The sequence below is a fragment of the Nonomuraea sp. NPDC050202 genome, assembly GCF_040656115.1.
GTDB lineage: Bacteria > Actinomycetota > Actinomycetes > Streptosporangiales > Streptosporangiaceae > Nonomuraea.
Map to the genome: position 1 here is coordinate 12,360 of NZ_JBFALF010000038.1, position 12,029 is coordinate 24,388.

Below are 12,029 nucleotides of genomic sequence, written 5' to 3' on the forward strand. Positions count from 1 at the left end.
CGGGCGGAGGTCATCTCCCGCCCTGGAGACCGCCCGGCCTCATCGTTCCTCGCGGAACGTCACGTGCCTGCGCACGATCGGGTCGTACTTGCGCAGCGTCAGCCTGTCGGGGTCGTTGCGGCGGTTCTTCCTGGTCACGTACGTGTAGCCGGTCCCGGCTGTCGAGCGGAGCTTGATCACTGGACGCAGCTCGTTCCTGGCCATCGCGATTCCTTTCGGGTTGCGGAGCTGTGCCATGATAATGACAACGATTTTCATTTCGACAACTGGAGGTCCGGTGCCCACCCCCGTCGTCCTCGTCGCGGGCCTGCACGGCGCGGCCCGCACGGCCGCCGTCGAGCGGCTGCTCGCCGACCATCCCGGCTCGCTCGCCGTACACCACGACCTCGGGCGGGTCACCACCGGCGTGATCAGGCGCACCGTCCGCGACGCGCGGGGCGTGCGGGAGAGCGCCGAGGTCCGGCTCGCGCACGGCTGCGTCACCTGCACGGTCCGCGAGGACCTGCTCCCGCGGCTCGTCGCGCTCGCGCCCGCGGCCCCGCTGCTGATCGCGGACCTGTGGGACTCCGTCGAGCCCCGCTCGGTCGCGGAGGCCGTCGACTGCCCGGAGGCCCGGGACCTGCTGCGGCTCACCGCCGTCCTGACCGCCGTGGACGCCGGCGCCATGCCGGAGGACCTGACCAGGGGCGAGCGCCTCATCGAGGTCGGCAAGCCCGCGGCGGCCGGCGACCAGCGCTTCCTGGCCGAGGTGCTGACCCGGCAGCTCGAGTACGCCACCGGCCTGGTGCCGCACGGCGGCGACGAGGACGACCTGGAGCTGACGCGCGCCGTGCTGACGCACCTGACCCCGTTCACGCCGGTGCATCCCGTCACGGCCCTGCCCGCGGTCACCGGGCCCGCGCTGTGCACGTCGGAGCTGGCCGAGCGGGTGGAGCCCGCCACCGCCCAGCTCCCCGGCGACACCACGACCGGCGAGATCACCACCATGGTGTGGCACAGCCGCCGCCCCCTGCACCCGCGCCGCCTCTTCGACGCGGTGGACGAGCTGGTCACCGAGTCCGTACGCTCGCGCGGCCGCTTCTGGCTGGCCACCCGGCCCAGCCGGCTGCTGGCCTGGGACGCGGTGGCCGGCATCGTCTCGGTCGAGGACGCCGGCCCGTGGCTGGCGGCGCTGCCCGAGGCCGCCTGGGACCTGGTCTCGCCCGCCCGCCGCCTGGCCGCCGCCCTGGACTGGCACCCCGAGGCCGGGGACCGCGTCCAGCACCTCGTCCTCACCGGCCCCGACCTGGACACCGGCCGGCTGCGGGCGCTGCTGGACTCGTGCCTGATCACCCCCGAGGACGGCCCCGCCGCCTGCCTCGACGACCCGTTCGCCCCGATGCTCGACCTGAAGGAGACCGCATGAAGGCCCGCCGCACGCCGCGCAGGAAGCCGAACCCGCTGATGGGCGTGGAGCGCATCGACTACAAGGACACGAACCTGCTGCGCCGGTTCGTCTCGGACCGCGGGAAGATCCGCAGCCGGCGGGTGACAAGGGTGAGCGTGCGGCAGCAGCGGGAGCTCGCCCGCGCCATCAAGAACGCCCGCGAGATGGCCCTGCTGCCGTACGCGTCGCGGCCCGGCACGTGAGTCCGGCACGTGAGCCGGGCACGTGAGTCCGGCTCGGGAGGACGCCGGGTCCGTCAGGACAGCATCATCGTGTCCACGTCGAGGACGAGGGAGAACGGGTCGTCGTAGCCGCTCCAGGCGTCCGAGCCGGCCAGCATCTCCGCCTGGTCGAGCAGGCAGCCGTCGAGCAGGTCGCAGATGCGCCGGTGGTCGAGGTCGGGGCCGGTGAAGACGAGGTGCTGCACGCGGTCGCCGGTCAGGGGGTTCCAGTCGAGGGCGGCCACGGCGCGGCGGGCCGGGCGGCAGGCGTCCCACGCCGACGGAGGCCGGGCGGCCAGCCAGGGGCCGGCGTCGTGCACGGTGAGCCGGCCCGCCACCGAGTCCCAGGCCAGCAGGCGGTCGTGCCTGCTGGCCAGCCAGAAGCGGCCGCGACCGCGTACCGAGCAGGCGGCCAGCTCCTCGGTGACCTGGAACAGGCGGCCGGGGTGCAGAGGTCGCAGCCGGTGCCAGACGACCGTGGTGACCGTGCCGGTCCTGGCCTCGCAGGGCAGCAGAGCGGTGGCGGGATCGACGCGGTCGGCCAGCTCCTCGGGGCACACCGTCCGGCCGGCCAGCCGCGGCAGGCCGTCGCGCAGGTGGTGGACGGGGGTGGCGGGCGCCAGGTGGGCGAGCACCGCCCGTGCCAGCTCGCCGTCCTCGGCGTCGCCGCCGTCGAGGACGAGGTGGGTGGCGTACTCGAGCTGCCTGGCCAGCACCTCGGCGACGTACCGTTCGTCGCGGCCGGGCAGGCGGTCACCGCGCAGGATGTCGACCGGCATGAGGCGGGCGTCGAGGACCGTGAGCACGGCGGCGAGGCGCAGGCCCGCCCGGACGGCGACGGCCTCGGCGAACGCGCGCGGCTCCGCGGTGTCCGCCAGCTCCATCACCAGGAGGGCGGCGCCGGGGAGCGGCCCGGGGCCGAGCTCGTGACGGGTCGCCACCGACCCCGGGTGATCCGCCAGCAGCCGCCGCACGACGGCCGCGCGGGCGCCGGCGTACGGACCGGCGACCAGGATGACAGGAGTGGTCACGCGAACCCCCTCAAACCAGAATGAAAACCATTATCGCCATCTTGTCACACCACGACTCCCCCGGCCGACTTGATGTCAACCAAGCTTGAGGTCCTACCGTGACGCCTGACCGCATGCCACAAGAAGGGTGATCACGATGCGCCTGTCCACCAGCCTGCCCACGGACTACAGAGGCGTCCCCGACATCGCCAAGGCGCGCCACCTGGAGCAGCTCGGCTACGACGCCGCCGGCATGGCCGACGTGATCATCGGGGACGGCACGCCGGGCGCGGACCCGGCGCTCACGCTGGCCGCCGTGGCGGCCGTCACGGAGCGGATCGGGCTGGAGTTCGGCGTGCTGAGCCTGCCGCTGCGCCCGGTGGCGTGGGTGGCCTCCCAGGTGCAGACGCTGCAGCAGCTCTCGGGCGGCCGGGTGGTGCTCGGCGTGGGGATCGGCGGCTTCCCCGGCTCGCCGTTCTGGCGCGCGGTCGGCGCGCCGGCGACCGGCCGGGGCCGCTGGACCGATGCCGCGCTGCGGGCGCTGCCCGATCTGATCGCCGGAAGACCCACCCTGGTGGGCGAGACCGAGGTGACGCTCGGCCCGGCCGCCGCCGTCCCGCCGATCCTGGTCGGCGGGAACTCGGAGGCGGCCATGCGCCGCGCGATCCTGTACGGCGACGGCTGGGCGCCCTCCCTCATCACCCCGGCCGGCCTGGCGGCCAAGGTGGCGCGGCTGCGCGAGCTGGCGGAGGAGCTCGGCCGCCCGGTGCCGCAGGTGTCGGTGGGCGGCCACGCCATCCTGGTCGACGACCGCGCCGCCCTGGAGTCGTTCGTCGCCTCGCTGACCGGGCCGCACGGCATGCCGGAGGAGGTGGCCAGGGACATCCCGGTCACCGGCGGCGCGGAGCGGGTGGCCGAGCGACTGGCGGCGTACGCGGAGGCCGGGGCCGACGCGGTCGGGCTGGGGCTGGACGGCGGGGAGTGGATGCGGCAGGCGGAGACCCTCGCGCAGGCACGTGCGCTCCTGACCGGCTGAACCGGCGAAGGCGCTCAGGGCAGCGCCGATTCCCGGGCCCGCGCGGTCGGGTGGCGCCTGGCCAGGGCTCGCCCATCGCCTGGCCGGGGCGCCGCCGCGGTCGTGATCCTCGCGGACGAGCCCGGCTTGACCGGCGCCCTCCGCGGGTGACGAGCTTCCTGAATGTGGCGCAGCACACCGTTGTCGTAACTGTCCTGACAGATCGACAGCAGCAGCGCCGGCCGGGCAGGACGAAGGAGTAGGCCGGCGCGGCACCCAGCCCCAGCTCCTCCCGGCCCTCCCCGTGGCCTCGCCGCGGCACCCGGCAGCGGCACCCGGCAGCGGCACGATACCCGTGAGCACGGCGACGGGCACGAGCAGCCGTGGGTCCGGCCACCGCAGCGGGGCGGCGGCGAGCACGGCTGACGGACCGCCTGTCCGGCGCGGCCACGACGTGCCGAGCAACCTGCGGAAGGCGGGAAACGGCAACCACCTCGACGGCTCGGCGCCACGCCACCGACGCCATGCGGCAGGTCGATGTACGCGTGCCGGCCTGCGCCGTGGCGGGTCCGGCGGTCCTCGGGACGGCCGCATAGACGCCTACGCCAAACAAATACCGCGGCGAAATCATTCGCCACGGTATTTGTCGTTCACCTTTACAAGCGGGCGATAACGATTTCGGACTCAATCGCCGATCGCCATGCCACGAAATGCCCGCGCGCTAGTTCCAGGCGCGCTGGTAGAAGCCGGGCTTGTCGTGACCCCACTTGTCGTGGTGGCGGTCGGACTCGTCGTAACCCCACTTCTCGGGCTTGTCGTGGCTGTATCTGTCGAACTTGCCGTAGACGAACTTACCGAAGACGACCTTTTTGCGGTCCCACTTGCCGTGGTATTGGTCGGACTCGTCCTCGTCCCACTTGTCGTAGCGGTGGTCGGACTTGTCGTAACCCCACTTGTCGTAGCGGTGGTCGGACTTGTCGTAACCCCACTTGTCGTGGTGGCGGTCGGACTCGTCGTAAGCCCACTTCTCGGGCTTGCCGTGGCTGTATCTGTCGAACTTGCCGTAGACGAACTTACCGAAGACGACCTTTTTGCGGTCCCACTTGCCGTGGTGCTGGTCGGACTCGTCGTCGTCCCACTTCGCGTGGTCCTGGTCGGACTCGTCGTCGTCCCACTTCTCGTGGTCCTGGTCGGATTCGTTGTAGGCCCACTCGTCGTGGTCGGACGTGCTTTCGTCGTCCCGCCAGTAGGAACCGCACGCGGTCGAGACGAAGCCCGGGCAGCCCATGGCGAGGTTCCCCGTTGATACGTAGCCGGCGTCGGCCTGGGTCGCGACAGAGCTCGCGCTCGCCACTCCCTGGGCCAGCGGAGCGGACATGAGACCGGCGGCCACAGCGGCCAGAGCTAGTGTCGCGATACGCCCGTGGCGGAACGTCCGCGATCGCTGGATTTCGGTGTTCACGTGTTTTGTTTCCATTCATGGATAAATCGGCGCGAAATCCGGTGCCTACACCTTGTTAGACGCCCGGACGAAGCAGACATACCCACTAGGATCATTGTATTTACGCCTATGAAGCTAAACAGCGCCCCAAATCCAAAGCCTTCAAAGGGGCCATCATTCAACAACGATTTTGGCTTCGTTTGCATGTCGCGAGACATAGCACGACACTCATTCCAATAAATTCCCATTCGAGCGCCCTGCGGCGGCGTGGCGACAAGGAACCCGGCATGACGCCCAAGCGGTGTTGATCTTGCAGTAAATCCGCTTGGTCAATGCTGAGGATGCGGGCTGTGTCGGCGGCCACCCGGGCGGCTCCACGCACGGTCGGTGGGACTCTCGTTGTCCGGCGGCGGCGGGGCGAACGCGTCCTGCAGGACCGTCGCCAGGGTGACCATCGCCACGGCGACGCGGTCGACGTCGTCAGGGGTCGCGTCGAGCAGTTCTGCCTCGCCGTTGCGGAGCAGTATGGCCAGGTCGGCGCCGCGGGAACCATGGAAGTAGCGGCGCCGCAGGTGCTCGCCGAGCACTTCGGCCAGCAGGGCGGCGGCGCGCTCGCAGTAGCCGTCGCTGATGGCGAAGGCGTCGCGACGCGCTGCGTGTCCAGGCGGGTGTGGCCGGCCATCTCGGCGACGGTGACGAGGCCCTCGCCGCCGCGGGGCGGCAGGCGGCCGCCGCGGCGGTTGAGGAACAGGGCGCGCGGCGTGGCGGCGGCGGGCCAGGAGCGGTGCGTCCAGCCAGTCGGTCAGGGGCTGGCGCAGCTGCGGGTGGATGGGCACCTCGCGCACCTTGCCGTTGCGCAGCCGCAGCAAGGTGAAGACCGCGGTGCGCAGGGCGGCCGGGTCGCTGTCCGGGCGCGGCGTCGGCAGTCAGCGATCGGGCTCGACCAGGTGCGGCGGCTGGTCAGTTCGGCGGCCGGGCGGCAACCGGGTGGGCGGCCCGGGACGGCTCGCGTTGTTGATCAGTACATCGACGTGGCCGGTCAGCTCGGCCGGCGGCGTGCAGGACGCGCTCGCGGGAGGCGCGCACGTCCTCGCGCAGCGCCACCAGGTCGACATCCAGGACCGCGCCGGCCCACTTGCGGACCTGGCCGGCGATGAAGACGGCGTCGATGTTGCGCGCGTCGGAGCCGAGGACGAGAGTGCCGATGGGGTCGTTGAGCGGCATGTTGTTGAGGTCCTCGGCGCGCACGACGAGCACGTCGGCCTGCTTGCCGGGGGTGAGGGGGCCGGTGACGTCACCCAGGCCGATGCTCCTGGCGCCCTGCAGGGTGGCGAAGTCGAGCACGTCGGCCACGCCGATCCGGGCGGGCTGCTCGCCGGTGCCGTAGGCGGCGTGGACGGCGCGCATGCGCTGGATGGTGTGCAGGGCGCGCATCTGCGTGAACATGTCGCTGGCCAGGGCGACCTGAGCTGCGCCCGGCCGGCCTGTCCGCCTGGGACGACGACCCACCCGCCCTGTCACGAACGTCAGGGCCGTTCAGCCGTACGGAAGATCAGGCCCGACTCGTACGCGGCGACGACGGCCTGGGCCCGGTCCTTGCGCGCCGGCTTGGCGAACACGTTGCCGACGTGGGTCCTCACCGTGTGCTCGCCGACGACGAGCGCCGCGGCGACCTCCGCGTTCGACAGGCCGCGGCCGACTAGCGAGAGTGTCTCCCGCTCCCCGCAGGTGAGCAGGTCGAGCCTGGGGGACGGCTTCCGCGAAGGCAGACCGGGACCAGCACGACCCGGATGAACGTCACCACCGCCGGAGCCGTCCCGGCCTGTATCAGGACTGGTCGGGGCGTAAGGGCACGCGCAGGCGGGTGAGCAGGTGGCGGCGCAGGGCGCCGAAGGCCGGATCGTCCTGCGCGCGCGGGTGCGCGAGCGTGACGGGGGTGTCCTCGGCGATGCGCCCGTCCTCCAGGACGAGGAGACGATCGGCGATCAGCAGCGCCTCGTTCACGTCGTGCGTGACCAGGAGAGCGGCGAAGTCGTGCTCGCCGCGCAGGCGGAAGAACAGCGCCTGCATCCTGAGCCGGTTGAGCGCGTCCAGGGCGGCGAAGGGCTCGTCGAGCAGCAGGATGTCGGGCTCGCGGACGAGCGCGCGGGCCAGGGCGACCCGCTGAGCCTGGCCGCCGGACAGCTCCGCGGGCCAGGCCCGCCCGCGGTCGGCGAGCCCGACCTCGGCCAGTGCCGCCGCCGTACGCCGGGCCAGGTCTGGTCCGCGCAGGCCGAGCGCGATGTTGTCGGCGACGCGTTTCCACGGCAGCAGCCGGTGCTCCTGGAACACCACCGCGGTGCGCCCGCTGGTGCTGACCTCGCCGTCCGCTCCGGAGTCGAGACCCGCCAGGACGCGCAACAGGGTGCTCTTGCCGGAGCCGCTGGCGCCGAGCAGCGCGACCACCTCACCTCTCCGGATCCGCAGGTCGACCCCGTCAAGGACAGTCGTGCCGCCGAACGCGCGCGTGACTTTCCGCGCGGTGACCACCGTCTCCGCCGCCAGGTCCGCCGCGCGGGTGACGGGGCTCAGCTCGCCTCGAGGCCGCGCCGCCATGCCAGGGCCCTCCCTTCCGCCGTACGCAGAGCCAGATCGGACAGCAGGCCGAGCAGGGCGTAGATGAGCAGCCCCAGCACGACGACCTCGGTCTGGGCGAACTCACGGGCCTCCATCATCATGAAGCCGAGCCCGCTGTCGGCGTTGACCTGCTCGCCGACCACCAGGCTGAGCCATCCCGCGCCGAACGCGAGCCGCAGGCCCAGGAACAGCGACGGCAGCGCGCCGGGCAGCACGACGTGCCGCAGCCGGGCCGCGGCGGACAGGCCACAGGTGCGCGCCGCCTCCACCAGCCGCTCGTCGATGCCCCGGATGCCGCTGTAGGTGTTGAGGTAGACCGGGAAGAACGCGCCCAGCGCGACCAGCGAGATCTTCAGCGGCTCCCCGATACCGACCCAGATGAGCAGCAGCGGGACCAGGCCGAGGTGGGGCAGCATGCGGGCCAGGCTGTTCGTCCTGGACACGCAGATCACCCCGCTGGCCGAGGAACTGCGGCCCCGGCTGCGCGCGCTGGCCGACGAGGTGAACGCGGTCCCGCTGCGCGCGGTCGCCTGACGCCGGCCGGCCGGGGCCGCCCGCGCCATCCTCGTGCGGGACGGGCGGGCGGTGAACAGCTCCTGGTGGCAGGCGTACGCCTATAACCCATTTTCCTAGTAGGAAATGTTGACTTTAGCCCGGCTTCGCCGTAACTTCGTGGTCATGAGCCCCCCGACCAGGCGGCCGAGGCGGTGACCTCGCCCACCTCGACGGCCGTCCCTTCGACCGCCGTCCCCGACGGCGGACCGGCGTCCGCCACCCGGCGATGGCGGCCGGCGGCCCGCAGGATCATGGTGCGCGTGCTCGCCGGGGCCGCCCTCCTCGGCCTGTGGCAGCTCGGCGCCACCGCTGCGGCCAACCCCTCCTTCATCCCCGCCCCCGGCGCCGTGTGGGAGCAGCTCCTGCGGTTGTCCACGACACACGACGGCATCCGCGGCTACAGCGGCAGCCTTCTCCTGGAGCACCTCGGCATCAGCCTGCGGCGCATCCTCATCGGATCCGCGATCGGGATCGCCGCCGGGCTCGTCGTGGGCGTCGTGCTCGGCACCGTGCCGTGGATCCGCGTCGTGGCCGAACCGGTGGTCACGTTCGTGCGGGCGCTGCCGCCGCTGGCGTACTTCAGCCTGCTCATCATCTGGTTCGGCATCGACGAGACGCCCAAGCTGTGGCTGCTGGCGATCGCGGCGCTGCCGCCGGTCGCGGTGGCCACCGCCGCCGCCGTGCACGGCGCGCCCGCCGACCTGGTCGAGGCCGCCAGGGCGCTGGGTGCCTCACGGCGCCACGTCATCCGGGACGTGGTGCTGCCCAGCGCGCTACCGGAGATCTTCACCGGCGTGCGCCTGGCCGTCGGCATCGCGTACTCGTCCGTGGTCGCCGCGGAGACGGTCAACGGCGTGCCCGGCATCGGCGGCATGGTGCGGGACGCGCAGCGTTACCTGCAGACCGACGTCGTGGTGCTGGGGCTGCTGGCCATCGGCCTGTCCGGGCTGCTCATCGACGGTCTGCTGCGGGTCGCGGAGAAACGGCTCATCCCCTGGCGGGGCCGCTCGTGACCCGCCGCACGTCCCTCATGAGGAAGCCCCCATGCGTCTGAGATTCCTGCTGCCCTTCGTGCTGATCACGGCCCTGGCCGCCTGCGGCGACGGCACCGCGTCCCGGGGAGGCGGTGACAGCGCGGCGGCCCCCCGCATCCGCCTCGCCTACCAGGCCTTCCCCAGCGGCGACCTCATCGTCAAGAACAAGCGGTGGCTGGAGGAGGCGCTGCCCGGCTACCGGATCCAGTGGACGAAGTTCGACTCCGGCGCCAGCATCAACACCGCCTTCGTCGCCGGCAGCGTGGACATCGCCGCCATCGGGTCCAGCCCCGTCGCCCGCGGGCTGTCGGCCCCGCTGAACATCCCGTACCAGGTGGCGTTCGTGCTCGACGTGGCCGGCGACAACGAGGCGCTGGTCGTCAGGAACGGCAGCGGCGTGTCGGCGATCGAGGGCCTGCGCGGCAAGAAGGTCGCCACGTCGTTCGCCTCGACCGCCCACTACAGCCTGCTGGCCGCGCTCGACCGGGCGGGGATACGCGAGTCGGAGCTGACCATCGTCGACCTCGAGCCGCAGGACATCCTCGCCTCCTGGACGCGCGGCGACATCGACGCCGCCTACACCTGGCTGCCCACGCTGAAGGAGCTGAAGAAGGACGGCAAGGTGCTGATCGCCAGCCGTGAGCTGGCGACGGCCGGCAAGCCCACGCTGGACCTCGGCGTGGTGTCCACCGCGTTCCTCAAGGCGCACCCGGAGGCGGTGGACGCCTGGCGCAGGGCAGAAGCGAGAGCCCTGCAGCTCATCGCCGACGATCGCGCCGAGGCCGCCGCGGCCGTCGCCGCCGAGCTCAACCTCACCGAGGAGGACGCCGCGGACCAGCTCAGCCAGGGCGTCTTCCTCAAGCCGGCCGACCTGGCCTCCGCCGAATGGCTCGGCACGCCGGAGCAGCCCGGCGCGCTGGCCGGCAACCTCGTCAGCGCCGCGCAGTTCCTCAAGGACCTGCAGAAGATCGAGGCCGTACCCGACCTGGCGACCGTGCGGAGCGCCATCTACAACAAGGGCCTGCCCGATGTCCTCGCCCCTTGAGGCCGCCGTCCACGTGGAGGAGGTCGTGCACGTGTACGGGACGGGCGCCGACGCCGTGACCGCGCTCGGCCCGATCTCCCTCGACGTTCCGCGAGGCTCGTTCGTCGTGATCGTCGGCGCCTCCGGGTGCGGCAAGAGCACGCTGCTGCGCCTGATCGCCGGGTTCGAGCGGCCCACCGCCGGCGTCGTACGGACCGCCGGCGCGCCGCCGGTGCCCGGCACCGGCGCCGGGATCGTGTTCCAGCAGCCCCGGCTGTTCCCCTGGAAGAGCGTGGGCGGCAACGTGGAGCTGGCCCTGCGCTACGCGGGCGTCCCCCGCGACAGGCGCGCCCGGCGCGTCCCTGAGCTGCTGGAACGGGTCGGCCTGCACGACGTCGCCCACCGCCGGACCTGGCAGTTGTCCGGCGGCCAGCAGCAGCGGGTCGCCATCGCCAGGGCGCTGGCGGGTGACGACCCGCTGCTGCTGCTCGACGAGCCGTTCGCGGCCCTGGACGCGCTCACTCGCGAGCGGTTGCAGGAGGACCTGCGCCGGGTGAGCGAGCGCACCGGCCGTACCTCCGTGTTCGTCACCCACAGCGTCGAGGAGGCGGTCTTCCTCGGCAGTCGCGTCGTGGTGCTCACCAGCAGGCCCGGCCGGATCGCCCTCGACCTCGACATCCCCCTGCCCCGCACCGGCCTGGAGCCCGACGAGCTCCGCGCCCTGCCCGAATACGCGGCGCTGCGCGCCACGATCAGCCACGCCGTCCGCGACGCCGCCGGATGACCGGCAAGAACAGGAGCCGCACATGTCCACACCTCTGGCCGCCAAGCTCACCCTGCGCCCGCTCGGACCGCACTTCGGCGCCCAGGTCGAAGGCCTCGACCTGGCGACCGCCGGCGACGAGGAACTGGCCGCGGTACGCGCAGCCCTCGTCGAGCGGAAGGTGCTCTTCTTCTCCGGGCAGACCCTCGACGAGGACGGACAGGTCGCCCTGGGCCGCCGCCTCGGCGAGCTGACCGCCTCCCACCCCGTCGTCGGCGGCGTGGACGAGGCGCATCCGGAGATCTACGCGCTCGACAGCGCCGACAACGGCTTCGCCGACGTCTGGCACACCGACGTCACCTTCATGCCCCGCCCGCCGCTCGGCTCGATCCTGCGCGCCGTGGTCCTGCCCCCCACGGGCGGGGACACGAGCTGGGCCGACAGCCAGCTCGCCTACGACTCCCTGGCGGCGCCGGTCAAGGAGCTGGCCGATCAGCTCACCGCGGTGCACGACGGCAACCGCGAGTTCGGCTACTACCTGGCCCAGCGGCGCGGCGGCAAGGGCAGCGTCTGGGACGGCGAGGTCGTCACCCGGCTGGACCCGGTGGAGCACCCTGTCGTACGCGTCCACCCGGAGACCGGGCGCAAGGGCCTGTTCGTCAACCCCGGCTTCACCTCGCACATCGTCGGCGTCTCGGAGGCCGAGAGCCGCCACATCCTCGACCTGCTCTACGCCCACCTCACCAAGCCGGAGCACGTCGTCCGCCACCGCTGGAGCCTCGGCGACGTCGCCATGTGGGACAACCGCAGCACCTCCCACTACGCCAACCGCGACTACGGCACCGCCCACCGCGTCATGCACCGCATCACCCTGCGCGGCGACCGCCCGTTCGGGCCGTCGTCCGCCCGCTGACGGAAACGGCC

General features: G+C 72.4%; 15 protein-coding genes. 7 read left to right on the forward strand and 8 right to left on the reverse strand.

The genetic code is table 11. The annotated features are described in order from the left end of the window. Positions 1–39 precede the first annotated feature (39 nt). Positions 40–204: a 50S ribosomal protein L33 gene (gene rpmG, locus AB0I79_RS51685; protein WP_357890708.1), complete on the reverse strand. Its 165-nt coding sequence runs from the start codon at positions 202–204 to the stop codon at positions 40–42. 73 nt (positions 205–277) lie between these two features. On the opposite strand from rpmG, the gene AB0I79_RS51690 reads away from it, so the two are divergent. Continuing rightward, complete coding sequence (locus AB0I79_RS51690; protein WP_357890711.1) at positions 278–1,405, forward strand: GTP-binding protein; 1,128 nt, start codon at positions 278–280, stop codon at positions 1,403–1,405. Next, entirely contained in the window at positions 1,402–1,629 is a 228-nt protein-coding gene (gene rpsR, locus AB0I79_RS51695; RefSeq protein ID WP_357890714.1) for a 30S ribosomal protein S18, read from the forward strand. Before AB0I79_RS51690 ends, rpsR begins: the two co-directional genes overlap by 4 nt. Before the next feature lie 53 nt (positions 1,630–1,682). Here the strand turns inward: rpsR and AB0I79_RS51700 are convergent, their stop codons facing one another. Next, complete coding sequence (locus AB0I79_RS51700) at positions 1,683–2,678, reverse strand: GTP-binding protein (protein WP_357890717.1); 996 nt, start codon at positions 2,676–2,678, stop codon at positions 1,683–1,685. Between the two features lie 136 nt (positions 2,679–2,814). Between AB0I79_RS51700 and AB0I79_RS51705 the strand changes: the two genes are divergently transcribed. Further along, positions 2,815–3,693, forward strand: a complete 879-nt coding sequence (locus tag AB0I79_RS51705) for an LLM class flavin-dependent oxidoreductase (protein ID WP_357890720.1) — start codon at positions 2,815–2,817, stop codon at positions 3,691–3,693. A 700-nt stretch (positions 3,694–4,393) separates the two neighbouring features. Here AB0I79_RS51705 and AB0I79_RS51710 read toward each other — a convergent pair. From AB0I79_RS51710 to AB0I79_RS51735, 6 genes are all read right to left on the reverse strand, one after another. Next, complete coding sequence (locus AB0I79_RS51710) at positions 4,394–5,050, reverse strand: hypothetical protein (protein WP_357890723.1); 657 nt, start codon at positions 5,048–5,050, stop codon at positions 4,394–4,396. Between the two features lie 392 nt (positions 5,051–5,442). Then, positions 5,443–5,982, reverse strand: coding sequence for a hypothetical protein (locus AB0I79_RS51715; RefSeq protein WP_357890726.1), 540 nt, complete (start codon positions 5,980–5,982; stop codon positions 5,443–5,445). Positions 5,983–6,073: 91 nt separating this feature from the next. Then, complete coding sequence (locus AB0I79_RS51720) at positions 6,074–6,634, reverse strand: amidohydrolase family protein (protein ID WP_357890729.1); 561 nt, start codon at positions 6,632–6,634, stop codon at positions 6,074–6,076. Positions 6,635–6,639: 5 nt separating this feature from the next. Continuing rightward, positions 6,640–7,014: a helix-turn-helix transcriptional regulator gene (locus tag AB0I79_RS51725; protein WP_357890922.1), complete on the reverse strand. Its 375-nt coding sequence runs from the start codon at positions 7,012–7,014 to the stop codon at positions 6,640–6,642. Then, the gene (locus AB0I79_RS51730; protein WP_357890731.1) at positions 6,941–7,708 is read right to left on the reverse strand and encodes an ABC transporter ATP-binding protein; all 768 of its coding nucleotides are present in this window, start codon (positions 7,706–7,708) and stop codon (positions 6,941–6,943) included. The genes AB0I79_RS51725 and AB0I79_RS51730 overlap by 74 nt, the downstream gene beginning before the upstream one ends. Then, positions 7,681–8,145, reverse strand: a complete 465-nt coding sequence (locus AB0I79_RS51735; protein WP_357890734.1) for an ABC transporter permease subunit — start codon at positions 8,143–8,145, stop codon at positions 7,681–7,683. The genes AB0I79_RS51730 and AB0I79_RS51735 overlap by 28 nt, the downstream gene beginning before the upstream one ends. A 291-nt stretch (positions 8,146–8,436) precedes the next feature. Here AB0I79_RS51735 and AB0I79_RS51740 point away from each other — a divergent pair, with 291 nt between their 5' ends. Genes AB0I79_RS51740 through AB0I79_RS51755 form a run of 4 tightly spaced genes read left to right on the forward strand, consistent with a single transcriptional unit; the run spans position 8,437 to position 12,018 of the window. Next, entirely contained in the window at positions 8,437–9,297 is an 861-nt protein-coding gene (locus AB0I79_RS51740) for an ABC transporter permease (protein ID WP_357890737.1), read from the forward strand. Between the two features lie 31 nt (positions 9,298–9,328). Beyond that, entirely contained in the window at positions 9,329–10,363 is a 1,035-nt protein-coding gene (locus tag AB0I79_RS51745) for a glycine betaine ABC transporter substrate-binding protein (protein WP_357890740.1), read from the forward strand. Next, the gene (locus AB0I79_RS51750; RefSeq protein WP_357890743.1) at positions 10,347–11,126 is read left to right on the forward strand and encodes an ABC transporter ATP-binding protein; all 780 of its coding nucleotides are present in this window, start codon (positions 10,347–10,349) and stop codon (positions 11,124–11,126) included. The genes AB0I79_RS51745 and AB0I79_RS51750 overlap by 17 nt, the downstream gene beginning before the upstream one ends. 22 nt (positions 11,127–11,148) lie before the next feature. Further along, complete coding sequence (locus AB0I79_RS51755; protein ID WP_357890746.1) at positions 11,149–12,018, forward strand: TauD/TfdA family dioxygenase; 870 nt, start codon at positions 11,149–11,151, stop codon at positions 12,016–12,018. Positions 12,019–12,029: the final 11 nt, after the last annotated feature.

Coding starts and splice junctions, on each gene's coding strand:
- AB0I79_RS51730 (WP_357890731.1), bottom strand. CDS start 7,708: ATGGCGGCGCGGCCTCGAGGCGAGCTGAGCCCCGTCACCCGCGCGGCG.
- AB0I79_RS51750 (WP_357890743.1), top strand. CDS start 10,347: ATGTCCTCGCCCCTTGAGGCCGCCGTCCACGTGGAGGAGGTCGTGCAC.
- AB0I79_RS51755 (WP_357890746.1), top strand. CDS start 11,149: ATGTCCACACCTCTGGCCGCCAAGCTCACCCTGCGCCCGCTCGGACCG.
- AB0I79_RS51705 (WP_357890720.1), top strand. CDS start 2,815: ATGCGCCTGTCCACCAGCCTGCCCACGGACTACAGAGGCGTCCCCGAC.
- rpmG (WP_357890708.1), bottom strand. CDS start 204: ATGGCCAGGAACGAGCTGCGTCCAGTGATCAAGCTCCGCTCGACAGCC.
- AB0I79_RS51710 (WP_357890723.1), bottom strand. CDS start 5,050: ATGTCCGCTCCGCTGGCCCAGGGAGTGGCGAGCGCGAGCTCTGTCGCG.
- AB0I79_RS51745 (WP_357890740.1), top strand. CDS start 9,329: ATGCGTCTGAGATTCCTGCTGCCCTTCGTGCTGATCACGGCCCTGGCC.
- rpsR (WP_357890714.1), top strand. CDS start 1,402: ATGAAGGCCCGCCGCACGCCGCGCAGGAAGCCGAACCCGCTGATGGGC.
- AB0I79_RS51735 (WP_357890734.1), bottom strand. CDS start 8,145: ATGCTGCCCCACCTCGGCCTGGTCCCGCTGCTGCTCATCTGGGTCGGT.